Source organism: Rhizobium sp. 768_B6_N1_8, from assembly GCF_051811225.1.
Classification (GTDB): Bacteria; Pseudomonadota; Alphaproteobacteria; order Rhizobiales; family Rhizobiaceae; genus Rhizobium.
On the sequence record NZ_JBPWPV010000001.1, the window covers coordinates 4170707 to 4189591 of the forward strand.

Below are 18885 nucleotides of genomic sequence, written 5' to 3' on the forward strand. Positions count from 1 at the left end.
GTGAAGGCCCCAAATCCCTTCACCTTACGGCGATTTAACCGAACGGCAGATTGCAAAGGCCTTGTTTGAATTGGACGAAAGCCTCATATTGTCAGCAGGCATGCTGGAAGCTCCGCAGCGGCGCCCGGGTCGTAAACCCGACACCGTATTTCCATCGGAGCTTGTAAGAGGAAACTATGGCTGATCTCCGTAACTATCAAAGCCGCGCACAAGCCGGCGAAGTGATTGATCAAGGCCTCCGCGCTTATATGCTCAAGGTCTACAACCTGATGGCGCTGGGTCTGGCGATCACTGGTGTGGCCGCCTATCTGTCATTCCAGTTCGCTTTCGCCAATGGCGAGCTAACTGCATTCGGTCAGGCTATTTATGCGAGCCCGCTTCGGTGGGTTGTGATCCTTGCACCGCTTGCTGCCGTGTTCTTTCTGAGCTTCCGTATTAACCAGATGAGCGTGGCTGCAGCGCAGACCACTTTCTGGGTCTATTCCGCACTGGTCGGGTTGTCGCTCTCGTCAATCTTCATAATCTATACGGGCCAGAGCATCGTACAGACCTTCTTCGTGACGGCCGCCTCCTTCGGTGCGCTGTCGCTTTACGGCTACACGACCAAGCGCAACCTGTCGGCAATGGGTTCGTTCCTGATCATGGGCCTCTTCGGCCTGATCATCGCTTCGATCGTCAACATCTTCCTGGCTTCGTCCGCCGTGCAGTTCGCGATCTCCGCGATCGGCGTGCTGATCTTTGCAGGCCTCACCGCCTACGACACGCAGCGCATCAAGGAAATGTATTTCGAAGCAGACGGTTATGACGTCGCCGGCCGCAAGGCCATCATGGGCGCGCTGACGCTCTACCTCGACTTCATCAACCTCTTCATGTTCCTGCTGCAGCTCATGGGCAACCGTAAGTAAGCAGGCCGGACTGAAAAACGAAAAGGCGGCTTCGGCCGCCTTTTTTGTTGCGGTCGGTTCGCTGGAGTGCTTCAACGTGAGCCTTCGTTCAACCGTGCCGATCGATACGAAATGCTCCCTCTCCTGCGCGACACCCTTCCTTCCGATCTTCCCGCCATTACTGAAATCTACCGCGAGTCCGTGCTGAACGGCATCTCGAGTTATGAAATCGTGCCGCCAAACGAAGCGGAAATGACGGCTCGCTACTCCGCCATTCGCGAGCAGGGCTATCCCTACATCGCCGCTACAGCCGAGGACGGAAGCCTGCTCGGCTATGCCTATGCCTCGGCATTCCGCACCCGTCCTGCCTATCGCTGGCTGGTCGAGGATTCGATTTATCTGGGCACGGAGGCGCGCGGCAAGGGTATCGGCAAACTACTCCTTGGAGAGTTGATTTCGCGCTGCACCGTCTCTGGCTTCCGCCAGATGACCGCCGTCATCGGCGGTGCAAGCCCGGCTTCTATCTCGCTTCACCGTTCACTGGGTTTTGAAGAGATCGGTCTGATGAAGGGCGCCGGTTACAAGCACGGCCGCTGGCTGGATACGATGCTGATGCAGCGCAGACTGGGCGAAGGAACGGAAACCCATCCCGATCCTGAGGCCTATCCGGGCACGCTGTTCAAGGGGTGATATCGCTTACTTGTCGACGAGCTTCAGCGATTTGTCGAAAACCTTCAGGACTGGCCCAAGCTCGTGGCCGCGCTTCAGGATCATGCCGTTGGTGTTCACGACCGAAAAGGCGCCCTGCTTGGCAGCAAGCTTCGGATTCTTCTCGATGCGGAAGAGCGGCATTTCGCCCGAGCGCTTGAAGACGGAGAACACCGCCTTCTCCCCCGTGTGGTCGATGGCATAGTCTTTCCACTCGCCTTCGCCCACCATTCGACCGTAGATCCACAGAATCTGGTCGAGCTCCCGCCGGTGAAATGTCACTGGCATCGGATCTTTATTTTGTCTGTATTCCTTGAGATCAACGACGGTTGAAGAGCTATTGTCGACGGAGCGGCTTTCGCCGTGTCGCAAATCCGGCGTATCTGTCATCAGACTCCCAAGACCTCCACGTGTGACAGGAGAGTGACAGTTTGCCCGAGCCGCGGCAAATTGCAAGGGACCGACTGTCACACTGGGGACGAAACCTGCTTTCTCCGGTGTGCCGCATTTCAGTCAAAACAGCGCCTCATTTCCAAGAGAACTATAGGCTCCAGTTTGGCGCCAGCGCGCCAAAGGGCCCGGCGGAGCGTATCGACCTTAACCCCAGCCCCGAATACGCTTGGCCGGGCCGCCTGACTTTCATCAACAAGTAGATGAAATCCTTAGATATTTTTTCCCGCCATGACGACTGTCGCGCCGAGGATCGCTCCCGGATCGCCGTTATCAGTCACGGACTGCAAGAGAATCGCTGATCCCTCGAGATCTGGTTTTTCCATCACGCTGGCCGGCAGAGTGAGCGTCGTTGCCTTGCCATCCCACATACCGACGGTCTCCACATCGGTCACGCTGTGGAGGTAGGAGATCTTCTGGCCGCTGTTTTCGCCCTTCTCGACGTCGATCGTTTTTTCCTTGTCGAAATAGACGATCACCACATTGGCCTTGCCCTGGCCGGCGCCGAGCTTGATCTCTAGTTGGTCGCCGCTCATGCGAGCGCTGACAGGCACGGTCAGGCCTTTGCCCTCGTTGGCATAGCCATTTATCTTGCCGTTGATGCCGGCAAGATCGGCGCCTGCGAGATGGTCACGGCCATTGACGATTGCCTGCGGCGTATAGACGTTGCTGCGGCCCATCATTCGGGCATAGCCGTACTGCCGCTCGGTATTTTCCTTCGAGCTCAGCGTGTCGGCCCAGCCGAGATAATTCCAGTAATCGACGTGATAGGCGAGGGCGATGACATTGCCCTGGCTGACGAGCTTGCGGAATGCGGCATCGGCCGGCGGACAGGAGGCGCAGCCCTGCGCCGTGAACAGCTCAACGACGCCTTTCGGCGTACCATCTTCGGCGAGGAGCGGACTTGCAAAAGCAAGCCCGGCGATCAGCGGGATCATAAAACGCGGGGACATTCACCAGCACCTCTTTTCCAGGGTCAGCAGCGGTCCTGAACTGCCGGCTCTGAGATATGAACGTACGAATAATCCTTCCGGGTCCAAACGGAAAGTCACGAACGGGTGAGACGGAGCCCCAGGCGGACGACGGCCGAAACACATCACCGTGAGCAGCGAAACAGCCTCGTTTTCCACAAAGAAAAACCGCCGGAAATTGCTCTCCGGCGGTCATTATCAGGCAAGTATCTTAACAATCAGGCTGCGAGATCGCGCAGAACCGTCTGCAGGATGCCGCCATTGTTGAGGTAGACGACCTCGTCCAGCGTGTCGACGCGCGACACCAGCGGAACGTCCTTCACCGTGCCGTCGGCATAGGTGATCTTGGCGATCTTCTTTTCGCGCGGCTTGATGTTTTCGAGGCCCTCGATGGTAACGAGTTCGTCGCCCTTAAGGTTGAGGCTCTGCCATGTCGTGCCCTCTTCGAAGACGAAGGGGATGACACCCATGCCGACCAGGTTCGAACGGTGGATACGCTCGAAGCTCTGGGCGATCACGGCCTTGACGCCGAGCAGGTTCGTGCCCTTCGCAGCCCAGTCACGCGAGGAACCGTTGCCATATTCCACGCCGGCGAAGATGACGAGCGGAACGCCTTCGGCCTTGTACTGCATGGCCGCATCGTAGATCGAGGTCTCTTCCTTGGACGGATAGTGGATGGTGTAGCCACCTTCCTTGCCGTTCGCACCGAGCATGAAGTTGCGGATGCGAATATTGGCAAAGGTGCCGCGCATCATCACTTCGTGATTGCCGCGGCGCGTGCCGTACTGGTTGAAGTCGGCAACTGCGACGTCGTGGCCAAGCAGGTAGGCGCCTGCCGGCGAAGCAGCCTTGATCGAACCGGCCGGGGAAATGTGGTCGGTGGTGATCTTGTCGCCGAAGAGGCCGAGAACGCGGGCGCCCTTTATGTCGGAAATGCCGGTGCCCTTCTTGCCCATGCCGACAAAGTAGGGCGGGTTCTGGACATAGGTCGAATCGTCGTCCCACGCATAGGTCTGGCCCGGGGGAACCTGAACGGCCTGCCAGTTTTCGTCACCCTTGAAGACGTCGGCGTACTTTGTTTCGTAGAGTTCGCGGGTGACGTACTTCAGGATGAATTCCTGAACTTCCTTTGAAGTCGGCCAGATATCCTTGAGATAAACCGGATTGCCATCCTGGTCTTCGCCGATCGGCTCCTTGGTCAGATCCTTCTGGACCGTACCGGCAAGAGCGTAGGCGACGACGAGCGGCGGCGAAGCGAGGTAGTTCGCCTGAACGTCGGGCGAAATGCGGCCTTCGAAGTTGCGGTTGCCCGAGAGCACGCCGGAAACGATCAGGCCCTTGTCGTTGATCGTCTTGGAGATCGGCGCCGGCAGCGGGCCGGAATTGCCGATGCAGGTCGTGCAGCCGAAGCCAACGAGGTTGAAGCCGAGCTTGTCGAGGTCAGCCTGCAGGCCGGACTTGGCGAGATATTCGCCGACGACCTGCGATCCCGGAGCAAGCGAGGTTTTGACCCACGGCTTGGTCTTCAGGCCCTTGGCAACGGCATTGCGGGCGAGAAGGCCGGCTGCGATCAGCACCGACGGGTTGGAGGTGTTGGTGCAGGAGGTGATGGCGGCAATCGCGACGTCACCATGGCCGAGATCGAAATCCGTGCCTTCGACCGCATAGCGGTTGTTCAGCTGACCGGGCTTCTTGTAGTCGGCATCCATCGAACCGGCAAAGCCGGTAGCGATGTTTTCGAGCGCGATGCGGCCTTCCGGACGCTTCGGACCGGCCATCGACGGCACGACGTCGCCGAGGTCGAGTTCCAGCGTGTCGGTGAAGACGAGGTCGGAACCATCACCGTCGCGCCACATGCCCTGGGCCTTCGAATAGGCTTCGACAAGCGCGATCCGGTCATGCGTGCGGCCGGACATCGTGAGGTAGTTGATGGTTTCGCCATCGACCGGGAAGAAGCCGCAGGTCGCGCCGTATTCCGGACCCATGTTGCCGATTGTCGCGCGATCGGCGAGCGGCATGTTGTCCATGCCCGGGCCGAAGAATTCGACGAACTTGGAAACGACGCCCTTCTTGCGCAGCATCTGCACGACGGTCAGAACGAGGTCGGTCGCGGTTACGCCTTCCTTCAGCTTGCCGGTCAGCTTGAAGCCGATAACTTCGGGCAGAAGCATCGAGACCGGCTGGCCGAGCATGGCGGCTTCAGCTTCGATACCACCGACACCCCAGCCGAGAACGCCGAGGCCGTTGATCATTGTCGTATGCGAGTCGGTGCCGACGCAGGTGTCCGGATAAGCGATCGTTTCGCCGTCCTCTTCCTTCGTCCAGACAGTCTGGCCGAGATATTCGAGATTGACCTGGTGACAGATGCCGGTGCCCGGAGGAACGACGCGGAAATTCTTGAATGCCTGCTGACCCCACTTCAGGAAGCGGTAACGCTCGCCGTTGCGCTGATATTCCAGCTCGACATTCCTGGCGAAAGCCTGCGGCGTGCCGAATTCGTCGACGATGACCGAGTGGTCGATGACGAGGTCGACGGGAACAAGCGGATTGATCTTTTCCGGGTCGCCGCCGAGCGAGACCATTGCGTCGCGCATTGCGGCAAGGTCGACGACGGCGGGAACGCCGGTGAAGTCCTGCATCAGCACGCGGGCCGGACGATAGGCGATTTCATTCTCGACAGCGCCCTTGTTGTTCAACCATTCGGCGACGGCAAGGATGTGCTCCTTGGTGACCGACTGACCGTCTTCAAAGCGCAGCAGGTTTTCCAGCAGCACCTTCATCGAATAGGGGAGCTTCGATACGCCGGGGAGACCGTTTGCCTCAGCCTTCGGCAGGCTGTAGTAGACGTAGTCCTTTCCGTTCACGGAAAGCGTGGACCGACAATTGAAACTGTCAAGAGATTTAGACACGAGAGACCCCGTTTCTGATAGCCAACACAGTCGTGCGAACGCCTATGCACTTAATGCACATCAGGATGCGGGTACGGCCATTTCCGCTGTCCGCACGTGAGGAAAGACCCCAAGTTCGGCGCAAGGATGAAATTCACGCCGACCGCTGGCGTGGTTGCAGGTCTTATAGATAATTTCGTAGAGACTTGCCATAGCGACAAAGGTCAAAATCGGACATTTTTTGAGCTTGCCGATGGTGCCAATGAAGAAAGAGCCGATGCATGCATCTCACCGCTGAAAATCTGGCAGCCCGGCGCGGTGAGGATCTGATTTTCGTTAACGTTTCCTTTCACTTGCAGGCTGGCGAAGCGCTGATTCTGACGGGTAAAAACGGATCGGGAAAGTCCACTTTATTGCGCGTTATCGCCGGTCTTTTGAGGCCGGAAAAAGGCTCCGTTACAGTCGCTGATTCGGTCGGTGCCGAGAGGCGTCCGGCAGCGGAAGCGAGCCACTACCTTGGCCATCGTAACGCCATGAAGACAGAACTTACGGTTGCAGAGAATCTGGATTTCTGGAGATCCTTCCTTGGACCCGGCAAAGCCGCCAGCATGAGCATCGAGGAAGCCGCCGAAGCCGTCGGCCTGCCCGGCATTACCCACCTGCCCTTCGGCTACCTCTCGGCCGGCCAGCAACGCCGCTTCGCCTTCGCCAAGCTTCTGGTCGCGCATCGCCCGATCTGGATCCTGGACGAGCCGACTGCGGCGCTGGATGCAAGTGCAGACCGGTTGTTCACGGAATTGATTGAAGCGCATCGCAGGGAAGGCGGAATTGTCGTCGCCGCGACGCATCAACCTCTTGGGCTGGAAGGGACTAAGGAATTGAAAATGACCGGTTTTGCCGGGGTGGACCAGGGAGTGTGGGGATGACCGCCCTCTTCCTGCGTGACCTGAGACTCTCCATCCGCGCCGGCGGCGGTGCCCTGATCGGCATTCTGTTCTTCCTGACGATCGTCGCCGTCATCCCGTTCGGCGTCGGGCCTGATCTTGCACTTCTCTCCCGCATCGGCCCGGCCATTGTCTGGATCGGTGCGCTGCTCGCTGCCCTGCTCGGGCTCGACCGCTTGTTCCAGGCGGAGCGTGACGACGGTTCGCTCGATTTGATGCTGATGCAGGAAACGCCGCTGGTGCTGACCGTGCTCATCAAATGCGCCGCACACTGGACGGCGACAAGCCTGCCGCTCGTCATCGCCTCCCCATTGCTCGGCCTCTTCATGAACATGAACGAAACGGCGATCGGCGCGACCATGCTCACGCTCCTTGTCGGCTCGCCGGCAATCACCTTCATTGGCGCTGTCGGCGCAGCCGTTGCCGTCGCGCTACCTCGCGGCGGCCTGCTGGTCTCGGTACTGATCCTGCCGCTGACGATCCCCGTGCTGATCTTTGGCGTCAGCGCTACATATGCCGCGGTTGTGGGACCGTCGCCCTTCCTGCCGCCGTTTCTGATCCTCATCGCCCTGACGCTCTTCTTCGCCGTCATCGGTCCGGCAGCGGCAGCCCTTGCGCTCAGAAACACGGCGGATTGATCGGCGCTTCGATTGCGGCTCCCGGCGGATCAAGGTAAGGAAGCGGATATGAGCGAAACGAGCCTTGCCATCAGCAAATTCAGCGATCTCGCCAACCCGACGCGGTTTCTGGCGCTGGCATCGCGCGTCATTCCATGGCTGGCCGGCATCACGGCCCTCTGTTTTATCACCGGGCTCTATCTGAGCTTCTCGACCGAGGGCGACTATCAGCAGGGCGAGACGGTACGCATCATGTACGTGCATGTACCTTCCGCCTGGCTCTCCATGATGTGCTATACGATCATGAGCATTTCGGCGATCGGCACGCTCGTCTGGCGCCATCCGCTGGCGGATGTTTCGGCCAAGGCCGCAGCTCCGCTCGGCGCTGCCTTCACGCTCCTTGCACTCGTCACCGGCTCACTCTGGGGCAAGCCCATGTGGGGCACATGGTGGGTCTGGGATGCGCGGCTGACCTCCGTCTTCATCCTCTTCCTGATGTATCTCGGCCTGATAGCGCTGAACCGCGCCATGGATGAGCCCTCGAAGGCTGCGCGCGTCACCGCCGTCCTCATTCTCGTCGGCTTCGTCAATATTCCGATCATCAAGTTTTCGGTCGACTGGTGGAACACGCTGCATCAGTCTGCAAGCGTCCTGCGCCTCGATGGACCGGCGATCGATCCGGAATTCCTGCGCCCGCTGCTGATCATGGCGATCGCCTTCACCCTGCTCTTCTTCACGCTGCATCTGATGGCGATGAGAAACGAGATCTGGCGCCGCCGCATCGCCTCCCAGCGCCGCATGGCCGCCCGCATGGCAAGCCGGGAGGACTGACGATGGGCTCCTACGCCTTCTACGTCTACGGCTCCTATGGCTTTGCCGCTATTGTGACGATCGCAGTGACGCTCTGGACCTGGACTGACGGGCGTGCACGCCAGAAGGAATTGGCAGCGCTTGAAGCCGCCGGTATCCGTCGCCGGTCCGCCAGACCGAAGGACGACGAATGACCGCGGCTCCGCAAGAGAATAGGCCGAAAAGCCGCAGCGTCAGTCGCTATGCGCTTGCCCTGATCCCGCTGCTCGTCTTCGGCGGCATCGCGGCAACGGCAGCCAAAATGCTCTACGACCAGGATTTTCATGGCAAGAATATCGCCGAAATTCCCTCGGCTTTAATCGGCACCAAGGCGCCGTCGCTGAACCTGCCGCCGCTCGAAGGCTCCAATCTGCCGGCGCTGACGGATGAAGCGGTCAAGGGCAAGCTCACCCTCGTCAACGTCTTCGCCTCCTGGTGCATTCCCTGCCGCGATGAACATCCCCTTCTCAAGCAGCTTGCCGAGGATGGGCGGCTGAATATCGTCGCGATCAACTACAAGGACAAGAACGAGAACGCCTTGCGTTTCCTCGGTGAACTCGGCAATCCCTACCACGCCATCGGCGTCGACCCGAACGGCAAGGCGGCGATCGACTGGGGCGTCTACGGCATTCCGGAAAGCTATCTTGTCGCGCCCGATGGCACGATCATCTACAAGCGTGTCGGCCCCTTCGACGATATCAGCCTGAAGGAAGGTCTTTTTCCAGCAATGGAAAAGGCACTAGGCAAGCCGCTTTCCTAGAGTCTTCCTGGTGAGATTGCAGAATTCTGACCAGGAAAGCCTCTAAACACCGCCCTGCCAGACCTTGATCGCTTCGACCGGCCAGATCAGCATCAGCACATTCAGCGTCAGATTGTCCCGGATCATATAACCGGTGAAAATCTCGAAGAAGATGGCAATGGCAACGGTCAGCGCCACAGGCGCTCTCGAGGCGAAGAAGAAGCCGATGGCCATGAAGATCGTGTCCATGGCCGAATTGATGATGCTGTCGCCGTAATAGTCGAGCGAGATCGTCGCCGTGCGGTAGCGGTCGATGATCAGAGGCGAATTTTCCAGAAGCTCCCAGCCGGATTCGATGAGAACAGCCAGGAGCAGGCGCGCCGCAAACGGCTTGCCGCGTAGCACGAGATGCGCCAGCCCGTAGAACAGGAAACCGTGAATGATATGCGACGGCGTGTACCAGTCGGACAGGTGCTGGGAATTGCCGCTGGAATTGACCGTGCCTTCCCACAGCTTGACATAGCCGCAAGTGCAGATCGGCACCCGGCCCATCAGATATTCGGCAACGATCTGCGCGACCAGCACCGCAAGGCAGGCGGAAAACCAGAAGATCTGATGCCGTGACCGGTCGGTGCCCTCGATAACAGTCACTTCTCGCTTTCAGCCTCGGTGGAAATGCTGTGCTTCAGCACCAGCGGCATCTGCGCCATGGTGAAGATGATGGTGATCGGCATCGTGCCCCAGACCTTGAAGGTAATCCAGAAATTATCCGAGAAATTACGCCAGACGACTTCGTTCAGCACCGCAAGAAACAGGAAGAAGATACCCCAGCGGATCGTCAGCTTGCGCCAGCCTTCGGCATCGAGCTGGAAGGCGGCGTTGAAGACATAGCCGAGCAGCGACTTGCCGAAGGCGAGGCCGCCAAGCAGGGCAAAACCGAAGAGCGCATTGACGATCGTCGGCTTCATCTTGATGAAGGTTTCGTTCTGCAGCCAGATCGACAGAGAACCGAAGATCAACACGACGATGCCCGAAACGAAGGGCATGATCGGCAGATGGCCGAGCATGATCTTGGAAACCACCAGCGAGAGAATAGTTGCGCCCATGAACAGCCCGGTCGCCACGAAGAGCGGACCGCCGAGTTCGGCCAATGCCGGAAAACGCGCGACAAGCCATTCACCACGCAGATTGGCAAAGAAAAAGACCATAAGCGGTCCGAGTTCCAGGGCCAGTTTCAGAAGCGGATGATGCCGGTCTGCGGCGCTGGGAGTAATATCGCTTTCAGTCGTCATGCTTCTTCAAACCTGCTTTTTTGCAATGCATGCAAGCCATCAACGGCTAATCTGTGGCATCATTGGCCAATGCCGGCAATGGCCTGCGCAAAATCCTCTGCCTCGAACGGTTCGAGATCGTCGACCCCTTCCCCGACACCGATGAAATAGACTGGCAGCTTATGCTTGGCGGAGATCGCTACCAGAATGCCGCCGCGCGCCGTGCCGTCAAGCTTGGTCATGATCAGCCCGCTGACGCCGGCGACATTGCGGAAGATTTCCACCTGATTGAGCGCGTTCTGGCCCGTCGTCGCATCGAGCGTCTGGAGAACGGTGTGCGGCGCATCTGGGTCGAGCTTGCCGAGCACGCGCACGATCTTCTCGAGCTCGGCCATCAGCTCCGCCTTGTTTTGCAGGCGGCCAGCCGTATCAATGATCAGCACATCGCATTTCCTAGCCCTCGCCTGCTCAAAAGCGTCATAGGCAAGGCCTGCCGCATCCGCGCCGAGCTTGGTGCCGATGAATTCGGACTTGGTGCGATCGGCCCAGATCTTCAGCTGCTCGATGGCCGCAGCACGGAACGTATCGCCGGCCGCCAGCATCACCTTCAGGCCGGAGCCAGATAGCTTCGCCGCAAGCTTACCGATCGTCGTCGTCTTGCCGGTGCCGTTGACGCCGACAACGAGGATCACATGCGGCTTGTGCGAAAGATCGAGCTGCAGCGGCTTGGCGACCGGCTTCAGCACCTTAGCGATTTCGTTCGCCATGATACGGCTGACATCTTCGCCGGTCACATCCTTGCCGTAACGCTCCGAAGCGAGCGTATCGGTCACCCGCATAGCTGTCTCGACGCCGAGGTCGGCCTGGATGAGCAGGTCTTCGAGATCCTGAAGCGTCTCGTCGTCAAGCTTGCGCTTGGTGAAGAGTGCGGTGATCTGGCCAGTAAGCTGCGAGGAGGTGCGCGCCAGACCATTGCGCAGGCGCTGGAACCAGGAGAGTCTCGGCTGCGGCGCGGCTACCGGTTCCGGTTCAGCGGCCGGTCCGGTAGCGAAGCCTTTGGGAAGGATGGGGTTCGGTGCCGATCTGTCGGAGGTGGCACCCTCCTCTGTCCTGTCGGACATTTCCCCAAGAGGGGAGATCGGCATGGAACGAGAATCCTGCTCTAGCTCAGCCGAAATTTCCAGGGCGTCGCGAGTCGGAATCTCTTCTGGAAATGTCTCAGTTGGCTCGACCCTGCCTTCCGCTCTTACGGCAGCAGCATCCTCCAAATGATCTTTCCCCTTGTGGGGGAGATGTCCCGAAGCGACAGAGGGGGGCGCCACCGCGACGTCATCTGCAGCCGCTTCCGCTTCGGCTTCCAGTAGCGACAAGGGCACGACACCCATATCGCTCAGATCATCGGCGATCGGGAGCAATTCCGGCTCGCCTTCAATAGGCTCCTGTTCCGCTACAGCTTCATCGAGATCGGCCGCAGGTCCGCCAGCCGTGTCCATCTCCTCGGCAAGAACTGGATCGTCAGCAACTGGCAGATCTTCGTCGCGCGAGCGCGGCTCCAGCTCCCTTTCAACTGCCTCCGGCACAGGCTCTTCCGCCGGCTTGCCGAAGGTGAAGACCTTTTTGATGAAACTGAGCGCCATGAGCTGTCCGTGAAGTCAGGCCGCCGCGGCAGCCGTCAATTGCATGTGGAGATGCTTGCCGTTGTGGCCTGATATCGTCGCTTCGACGATATCGCGCGGGCGAAGACCGAGGACAGTGACAAGCGTGAAGTTTTCCGTATGGGCAAGACCATTATTTTCCACCAGCAGCCATTGCCGCGTTCCGACCATCTTGTCCAGATGGCGCTGGTGCAGCATCTGTCCAGTGGCGCGGAGGCGAGCGGCGCGATCCTTGATGAGCGAGCGATCGAGCTGCGGCATGCGCGCGGCAGGCGTGCCGGGCCGCGGGCTGTAGGGGAAGACGTGCAGATGCGCGATGTCGGCTTCTTCGGCGAGGCGCGCCGCGTTCTCGAACATCTCCTCGGTCTCCGTCGGGAAGCCGGCGATCATGTCTGCGCCAAAACTTATCTCCGGCCGCAGCCGGCGCACGTCTTCGATGAAACGCAGAGCATCGGCACGCAGATGGCGGCGTTTCATGCGCTTGAGGATCATGTCATCGCCGTGCTGCAGGGAAAGATGCAGATGCGGCATGAAACGCGGTTCGCCCGCGATGAGGTCCATGAGATGGCGATCGGCCTCGATACTATCGATCGACGATAGCCGCAGCCTGCGTATGTCAGGCACCTGCTTGAGAAGTGCCTTTGCGAGCAGACCAAGCGTCGGCTCGCCGGGAAGATCTGCGCCATAGCTCGTAGCATCGACGCCGGTCAGAACGATTTCGCGATAGCCGCTGTCAACGAGATTGCGGGCCTGATCGACCACGGCCCCCATCGGCACCGAACGCGAATTGCCGCGGCCATAGGGGATAATGCAGAATGTGCAGCGATGGTCGCAGCCGTTCTGCACCTGGATGAAGGCGCGCACGTGGCCGTCAATATGCTTGACCATCTGTGGCGCGGTGTGGCGCACACTCATGATATCGTTGACACGAAGCTTCTCTTCCGCCGAAACGCCGAAATCCGGAAGCGCGCGATAAGAGGCAGCCTTCAGCTTCTCCTCATTGCCGAGCACGGCATCAACCTCGGCCATTTCCGCGAAGGTCTGCTTTTCAGTCTGGGCGGCACAGCCAGTGACGATGATGCGGGCATGCGGATTGTCGCGGCGCGCGCGGCGGATCGCCTGCCGGGCCTGGCGAACGGCCTCGCCGGTCACGGCGCAGGTATTGACCAGAATGGCATTGTTGAGCCCGGCCGCTTCCGCCTGCGATCTCATGACTTCGGATTCATAGGTATTGAGACGGCAGCCGAAGGTAATGACCTCGACGCCGCTCACCGCGCTTCCGCCCCACGTTCGGCATCGCGAGACCATGTGCCGGTCGAAGGATCGAGCGCACCGGACCATTCCCATTCGGCAGGGCCGGTCATGACAACATGGTCATCCTCGCGCCAGTCGATGACCAGCGGCTGGCGGATCGGGCTGGAGGCGACGTCGATCGTCACCTTGCGGCCGGTGCGGCCGGTGCGCGCAGCACTGACGGCAGAGGCGCAGGCGGCAGAACCGCAGGCAAGCGTCAGGCCGGCGCCGCGCTCCCAGGTGCGTGTCCGCAGCGCCGAATCCGAGATGACCTGCGCCAGCGTGATATTGGCCTTTTCCGGGAACATCGGATGGTTTTCGAGCAGCGGCCCGAAACGTTCGAGATCGAAGCTCATCGGATCGCGGTCGACCCAGAAGATCGCATGCGGATTACCCATCGACATGGCCGAAGGCGAATGCAGCACCGGATTGTCGATCGGCCCGATCTGCAGCTCGATGCGGCTCGTATCGTGAAATTCTTCTGCGAGTGGAATACGATTCCATTCGAAAACCGGCCGGCCCATGTCGACGGAGATCGTGCCATCCTCATGCTCGACTGCGTTCAGGATGCCGGCGACCGTCTGGAAGGTGAAGGCCTTCTTGCCGGTCTCGGCGGCCAGCGCCTGCACGACGCAACGCGTACCATTGCCGCAGGCCTGCGCCTTCGAGCCATCGGAATTGAGGATGTCGATATATGCGTCGGTTCCCTGGACCTTCGGATCATGGATCGCCATGATCTGATCGAATTGCGTCTCAGAATCGGCATTAAGCGCGATCGCCGCCTGCGGCGTCACCTTGTCGGTCCGCCCACGCATGTCGACAACCAGGATCTTGTTGCCAAGCCCGTTCATCTTCGCGAATTCGACCGTGTTACTCATCTGACTATTTCCGCTGCGTTTTGGCTGTATATGGCGGAAATGCTCGGGGATTACCAGTGGGTGAGCGCCAAGCGAGGTTCGCCCTCTTTCTTACGCATAAAAGCCAGGCCCCGCAAATCAGAACGGGTACGGCACAGTCAGCCTTTGGAATCGCGCAAAATCCAGATCTATCGCACCGTGCCCTCGGGATTGAGAGACGCCGCGTGGGCTTCGACGATAGCAGCGGTAATCACCTTTCTGAGCTCGTAGACCAGCAAGCGGGACCGCTTGCGATCCAGGTCTTGTGCCGCCTTCGCCAAATTCAGGCCTTCCCGCAGAACTATATTATGGGCGCGCGCCAACGCCCAGCTTTCTATATCTGGGTTTATCATTTGATATCTCCGCCGATTCATTCGGCATCAAGGATATTCACGAATCATTTTACAGAATTTACTTAAGTAGAAAGTAGAATCAGAAGCTGAATATTTTGCAACTGGCATTCAGCGCGAATTCGGCTTGCCGATCAAAATATTCAACTAAATATGGGTGAATTTTAAAGCGGATATGTTAGTATATACAAATATGTACTTCCGTTGCCGCGACCGGCTGCATAGCGGAATATCCACGCACCGCTCCTGCCGTACGACTTCAGACCACACGACTTCAGAAAAGTCCGCCACGACGTCGTTGAACGCATTCGCCTTGACTTTCCCGCGGCTTTCCTGTTTATCGCGCCAAATCTGCGACGAGTAACAGACTCCGAGCCGCCGACCGGGACTGGATTCCGGAGGTCAACACCCGACAGCGCGCTGCGCCCTCGGGTGCTTTTTGGCTTTGCGTCTTGTTTTCGTCAAGGAAAAGCACGACGTTCCAGGGCATCCAAAAACTCCCCGAAACGTATCAAGGAAGAGCCGATGTTTGAGAACCTCCAGGACCGTCTTGGTTCCATCCTGAATGGACTGACAGGCCGTGGCGCGCTTTCGGAAAGTGATGTTTCCGCAGCGCTGCGGGAGGTTCGCCGTGCGCTTCTGGAAGCCGACGTTTCGCTGGAGGTGGTCCGCTCCTTTACCGACCGCGTGCGTGAAAAGGCCGTTGGCGCCGAGATCCTGAAGTCGATCAAGCCCGGCCAGATGGTCGTCAAGATCGTCCATGACGAGCTCATCGAAATGCTCGGCGGCGAGGGTGTCGGTGTCGACCTTCATGCAGCCGCCCCAGTCGTCATCATGATGGTCGGCCTGCAGGGCTCCGGTAAGACGACGACGACGGCAAAGATCGCCAATCGCCTGACGACGCGCGAGAAGAAGAAGGTGCTGATGGCATCGCTCGACACGCGCCGTCCGGCAGCGCAAGAGCAGCTTCGCCAACTCGGCGCTCAGGCAAACATCGACACCCTGCCTGTTATTGCCGGCCAGTCTCCGACCGATATCGCCGCCCGCGCCGTTCAGGCCGCCAAGCTCGGCGGCCATGACGTCGTCATTCTCGACACCGCCGGCCGTACCCATATCGACGAACCCTTGATGGTCGAAATGGCCGACATCAAGAAGAAGTCGAACCCGCACGAAATCCTGCTGGTCGCCGATAGCCTGACCGGCCAGGACGCCGTCAACCTTGCCCGCAACTTCGATGAACGTGTCGGCATCACCGGCCTCGTACTGACCCGCATGGATGGCGATGGACGCGGCGGTGCGGCCCTTTCCATGCGCGCCGTCACCGGCAAGCCGATCAAACTGATCGGCGTCGGCGAACGAATGGGCGAACTGGAGGAATTCCATCCCCGTCGTATCGCTGACCGTATCCTCGGCATGGGCGATATCATCTCGCTCGTCGAGAAGGCGGCTGAAAACATCGACGCCGAAAAGGCGGCTGCCATGGCCGCCAAGATGGCCAAGGGCAAGTTTGACCTGAACGACCTCGCCGACCAGCTGCGTCAGATGCAGAAGATGGGCGGCATGGGCGGCATCATGGGCCTGATGCCCGGTATGGCCGGCATGAAGGACAAGATGGCCGCCGCCGGCTTGGACGACAAGCTGTTCGGCCGCCAGATCGCCATCATCCAGTCGATGACCAAGGCCGAGCGCGCCAATCCCGACCTGCTCAAGCATTCGCGCAAGAAGCGCATCGCCGCCGGCTCCGGCACGGATGCGGCCGCCATCAACAAGCTTCTGAAGATGCATCGGCAGATGGCCGACATGATGAAGATGATGGGCGGCAAGGGCAAAGGCGGCATGATGAAGCAGATGATGGGCGGCCTTGCCGGCAAAATGGGGCTGGGGGGCCTCGGCGGCATGGGCGGCATGCCTGATCTCTCGAATATCGACCCGAAGCAGCTTGAAGCGCTACAGAAGCAGGCGGAAGCCGCGGGTCTCGGAAAGCCGGGTGGGGGTATGCCCGGTCTAGGCGGAGGCTTGCCGGGCGGATTGCCCGGTCTTGGCGGCGCAAAGCTGCCGGGCCTCGGTGGTGGTTTCCCGGGCCTGCCCGGATTGCCCAAGAAGAAGTGAAAGGATCGCCTGCCCCATGATTGATCCAGACGTCAAAGCCCAGCTTTCGAGCTACCGCCAGTCGATCGACAATATCGACGCGGCGCTCGTCCACATTCTGGCCGAACGCTTTCGCTGCACCAAAGAGGTCGGCGTGCTGAAGGCTAAGTACAAGTTGCCGCCGGCGGATCCGGCGCGCGAGGAATACCAGATCGCTCGTCTTCGTCAGCTTGCCGAAGATGCGCATCTGGACCCGGATTTCGCCGAGAAGTTCCTGAACTTCGTCATCAAGGAAGTCATCCGGCATCATGAGCAGATCGCTGCGGACCACGCTGAACAGAGCGCCGCAGCCCGATAACCATGCCGCTCAACGAAGCGGTTCAAGAAAAGCCTAAGGAGTAAAGAATATGGCACTGAAAATTCGTCTCGCACGCGGTGGTTCCAAGAAGCGCCCGTACTACCACGTCGTTCTCGCCGATGCCCGCAGCCCGCGTGACGGCCGCTTCCTCGAGAGCCTCGGTTCCTGGAACCCGATGCTCGCCAAGGACGACGAAAAGCGCGTTCAGCTGAACGGCGAGCGCATCAAGCACTGGCTCGACCAGGGCGCGCTGCCGACCGACCGCGTCCTGCGCTTCCTCGATGAAGCCGGCATCTCCAAGCGCGAAACCCGCAACAACCCGGAAAAGGCAAAGCCGGGCAAGAAGGCTCAGGAGCGCGCTGCCGAAAAGGCTCAGAAGGCTGCTGACGCCGCTGAAGCTGCTGCTTCCGCCGAATAATAGGTTTCGACCCAATCCGGACGGGCGGCATGGCGACATGCCGCCCGTTTTCGTTTCCATTCCCACGCACTTCGTTTATGAGAAGCGTGATCTCAGCTTCTTGCCTGCGTTCGAATGAAGGAACCCATGACCAAGCTTGAAAATCCGGTGCTGATGGCAACCATCGGCGGCGCGCAGGGCATTCGCGGCGAGGTGCGCGTAAAGGCCTATACGGCCGATCCGACCGCGCTCGGCGACTATGGCCACCTGCACAGCATGGATGGACGCGTTTTCGAAGTTCTCGAATTGCGCGAAATGAAGAACATCGTCGTCGTCCGCTTCCGCGGCGTCAACGACCGCAACGCCGCCGAGGCGTTGAACGGCCTGGAACTCTATATCGAACGCGACAATCTGTCGGATGAGGAACTGGAGGACGACGAGTTCTTCTATGCCGATCTGGAAGGGCTCGAAGCCTTCGACGATCAGGGCATCAGTTACGGCACAGTGACCGGGGTCTTCGATTTCGGCGCCGGCGATCTTCTGGAGCTCAAAGGTCCCGGCAAACGTCCGGTGCTGATCCCCTTTTCGGAAGCCTCCGTGCTGGAAATCGACCTTGAAGCCGGCAAGCTGCTCATTGATCCGCTTGCAGCCGGCCTCGTCGACAATCCCGACGACCTGAAGGGGCTCGCCCCCGGCAAGCCGAAGAAAAAGAAGTAGGCGCCATGGCTTTCCGGGCGACCGTGCTGACACTCTACCCGGAAATGTTTCCGGGCCATCTGGATTTTTCGCTCGCCGGCAAGGCGGCAGAGCGTGGACAATGGTCGCTCGATACCGTGCAGATCCGCGATTTTGCGGCGGATAAGCACCGAACCGTCGATGATACACCGGCCGGCGGCGGCGCCGGCATGGTGCTGAAGCCCGATGTACTCGCCCGGGCCATCGACAGCGCTTCTGAAAATGACAACCGCCCGCGCTTGCTGATGAGCCCGCGCGGCAAACCGCTGACGCAGGAGCGCGTGCGGCAGCTGGCGGTCGGCGACGGGGTGATCATCGTCTGCGGCCGGTTCGAAGGCGTCGACCAGCGTGTGATCGAGGCACGCGAACTCGAGGAAGTCTCGATTGGCGATTACGTACTGTCAGGCGGCGAGCCGGCAGCGTTGATCCTGCTCGACGCGATCGTGCGCATCCTTCCGGGCGTCATGGGCAATGACCTCTCCGGCCTGCATGAAAGCTTCGAAGGCGGACTTCTGGAACATCCGCATTATACCCGCCCGCAGGAATGGGAAGGCCGCGAGATACCTGCGATCCTCACTTCCGGCAATCACGGCGCCATCGAGAAGTGGCGCCATGAACAATCCGTCTCGCTGACAAAAGAACGGCGGCCAGACCTGATTGGGGCGCAGAAGCCCGAAAAAGCGGGCTGATTTCATAAATTTGTCGCCCAAGGGATGACAGGTGGAAGTCTTTCGTGTAATGGCGCACGCGGAAATGGGGTTTAACCCTGTCTGCCAGCAAACAAAGAATGGC

Annotated in this window: 22 protein-coding genes; 13 read left to right on the forward strand and 9 right to left on the reverse strand. The window is 59.7% G+C overall.

Features of this window, described 5'->3' with window-relative positions:
* Positions 1–176 precede the first annotated feature (176 nt).
* Together AB8B33_RS21275 and AB8B33_RS21280 are read left to right on the forward strand one after the other, a co-directional pair.
* On the forward strand, positions 177–905 hold the full coding sequence (locus AB8B33_RS21275) for a Bax inhibitor-1/YccA family protein (protein ID WP_439016792.1): 729 nt from the start codon (positions 177–179) through the stop codon (positions 903–905).
* A 111-nt stretch (positions 906–1016) separates the two neighbouring features.
* Entirely contained in the window at positions 1017–1574 is a 558-nt protein-coding gene (locus tag AB8B33_RS21280; protein WP_439016793.1) for a GNAT family N-acetyltransferase, read from the forward strand.
* Positions 1575–1580: 6 nt separating this feature from the next.
* Here the strand turns inward: AB8B33_RS21280 and AB8B33_RS21285 are convergent, their stop codons facing one another.
* The 3 genes from AB8B33_RS21285 to acnA form a co-directional block, all read right to left on the reverse strand.
* The gene (locus AB8B33_RS21285) at positions 1581–1982 is read right to left on the reverse strand and encodes a DUF2794 domain-containing protein (protein ID WP_113319764.1); all 402 of its coding nucleotides are present in this window, start codon (positions 1980–1982) and stop codon (positions 1581–1583) included.
* 272 nt (positions 1983–2254) lie between these two features.
* A complete protein-coding gene (locus AB8B33_RS21290; RefSeq protein WP_439016794.1) occupies positions 2255–2995 on the reverse strand; it encodes a DUF1223 domain-containing protein in 741 nt (246 codons plus the stop codon).
* Between the two features lie 236 nt (positions 2996–3231).
* Entirely contained in the window at positions 3232–5922 is a 2691-nt protein-coding gene (acnA, locus tag AB8B33_RS21295) for an aconitate hydratase AcnA (RefSeq protein ID WP_439016795.1), read from the reverse strand.
* A 126-nt stretch (positions 5923–6048) separates the two neighbouring features.
* Between acnA and AB8B33_RS21300 the strand changes: the two genes are divergently transcribed.
* The 6 genes from AB8B33_RS21300 to AB8B33_RS21325 are packed head-to-tail and all read left to right on the forward strand — an operon-like array spanning position 6049 to position 9071.
* A complete protein-coding gene (locus tag AB8B33_RS21300) occupies positions 6049–6231 on the forward strand; it encodes a hypothetical protein (RefSeq protein WP_439017306.1) in 183 nt (60 codons plus the stop codon).
* The gene (gene ccmA / locus AB8B33_RS21305) at positions 6183–6827 is read left to right on the forward strand and encodes a heme ABC exporter ATP-binding protein CcmA (protein ID WP_439016796.1); all 645 of its coding nucleotides are present in this window, start codon (positions 6183–6185) and stop codon (positions 6825–6827) included. Before AB8B33_RS21300 ends, ccmA begins: the two co-directional genes overlap by 49 nt.
* Complete coding sequence (gene ccmB, locus AB8B33_RS21310; RefSeq protein ID WP_007814552.1) at positions 6824–7483, forward strand: heme exporter protein CcmB; 660 nt, start codon at positions 6824–6826, stop codon at positions 7481–7483. The genes ccmA and ccmB overlap by 4 nt, the downstream gene beginning before the upstream one ends.
* A 48-nt stretch (positions 7484–7531) precedes the next feature.
* Positions 7532–8293, forward strand: coding sequence for a heme ABC transporter permease (locus tag AB8B33_RS21315; RefSeq protein ID WP_439016797.1), 762 nt, complete (start codon positions 7532–7534; stop codon positions 8291–8293).
* A 2-nt stretch (positions 8294–8295) separates the two neighbouring features.
* Entirely contained in the window at positions 8296–8466 is a 171-nt protein-coding gene (ccmD, locus tag AB8B33_RS21320; RefSeq protein WP_439016798.1) for a heme exporter protein CcmD, read from the forward strand.
* Entirely contained in the window at positions 8463–9071 is a 609-nt protein-coding gene (locus AB8B33_RS21325) for a DsbE family thiol:disulfide interchange protein (protein ID WP_439016799.1), read from the forward strand. The genes ccmD and AB8B33_RS21325 overlap by 4 nt, the downstream gene beginning before the upstream one ends.
* Before the next feature lie 42 nt (positions 9072–9113).
* Here AB8B33_RS21325 and AB8B33_RS21330 read toward each other — a convergent pair whose 3' ends face one another.
* From AB8B33_RS21330 to AB8B33_RS21355, 6 genes are all read right to left on the reverse strand, one after another.
* The gene (locus AB8B33_RS21330) at positions 9114–9701 is read right to left on the reverse strand and encodes a DUF2585 domain-containing protein (protein ID WP_439016800.1); all 588 of its coding nucleotides are present in this window, start codon (positions 9699–9701) and stop codon (positions 9114–9116) included.
* Positions 9698–10342, reverse strand: a complete 645-nt coding sequence (locus tag AB8B33_RS21335) for a septation protein A (RefSeq protein ID WP_113319771.1) — start codon at positions 10340–10342, stop codon at positions 9698–9700. The genes AB8B33_RS21330 and AB8B33_RS21335 overlap by 4 nt, the downstream gene beginning before the upstream one ends.
* Positions 10343–10401: 59 nt before the next feature.
* Positions 10402–11958 (reverse strand): signal recognition particle-docking protein FtsY, encoded by a 1557-nt coding sequence (ftsY, locus tag AB8B33_RS21340; protein ID WP_439016801.1) that lies wholly within the window; start codon positions 11956–11958, stop codon positions 10402–10404.
* Positions 11959–11973: 15 nt separating this feature from the next.
* Positions 11974–13248, reverse strand: coding sequence for a tRNA (N(6)-L-threonylcarbamoyladenosine(37)-C(2))-methylthiotransferase MtaB (gene mtaB / locus AB8B33_RS21345; protein WP_439016802.1), 1275 nt, complete (start codon positions 13246–13248; stop codon positions 11974–11976).
* The gene (gene dapF / locus AB8B33_RS21350) at positions 13245–14147 is read right to left on the reverse strand and encodes a diaminopimelate epimerase (protein ID WP_439016803.1); all 903 of its coding nucleotides are present in this window, start codon (positions 14145–14147) and stop codon (positions 13245–13247) included. The genes mtaB and dapF overlap by 4 nt, the downstream gene beginning before the upstream one ends.
* Before the next feature lie 167 nt (positions 14148–14314).
* Positions 14315–14539, reverse strand: coding sequence for a hypothetical protein (locus tag AB8B33_RS21355; RefSeq protein ID WP_310385081.1), 225 nt, complete (start codon positions 14537–14539; stop codon positions 14315–14317).
* 501 nt (positions 14540–15040) lie between these two features.
* Between AB8B33_RS21355 and ffh the strand changes: the two genes are divergently transcribed.
* From ffh to trmD, 5 genes are all read left to right on the forward strand, one after another.
* Entirely contained in the window at positions 15041–16624 is a 1584-nt protein-coding gene (ffh, locus tag AB8B33_RS21360; RefSeq protein ID WP_113319776.1) for a signal recognition particle protein, read from the forward strand.
* Positions 16625–16640: 16 nt separating this feature from the next.
* The gene (locus tag AB8B33_RS21365) at positions 16641–16961 is read left to right on the forward strand and encodes a chorismate mutase (RefSeq protein WP_037101839.1); all 321 of its coding nucleotides are present in this window, start codon (positions 16641–16643) and stop codon (positions 16959–16961) included.
* Between the two features lie 49 nt (positions 16962–17010).
* Positions 17011–17379, forward strand: coding sequence for a 30S ribosomal protein S16 (rpsP, locus tag AB8B33_RS21370; RefSeq protein ID WP_113319777.1), 369 nt, complete (start codon positions 17011–17013; stop codon positions 17377–17379).
* A gap of 126 nt (positions 17380–17505) precedes the next feature.
* Positions 17506–18075 carry a ribosome maturation factor RimM gene (gene rimM / locus AB8B33_RS21375; RefSeq protein WP_113319875.1) on the forward strand — a complete coding sequence of 190 codons (570 nt, stop codon included), beginning with the start codon at positions 17506–17508 and terminating at the stop codon, positions 18073–18075.
* Between the two features lie 5 nt (positions 18076–18080).
* Entirely contained in the window at positions 18081–18782 is a 702-nt protein-coding gene (gene trmD, locus AB8B33_RS21380; protein WP_310385092.1) for a tRNA (guanosine(37)-N1)-methyltransferase TrmD, read from the forward strand.
* Positions 18783–18885 lie beyond the last annotated feature (103 nt).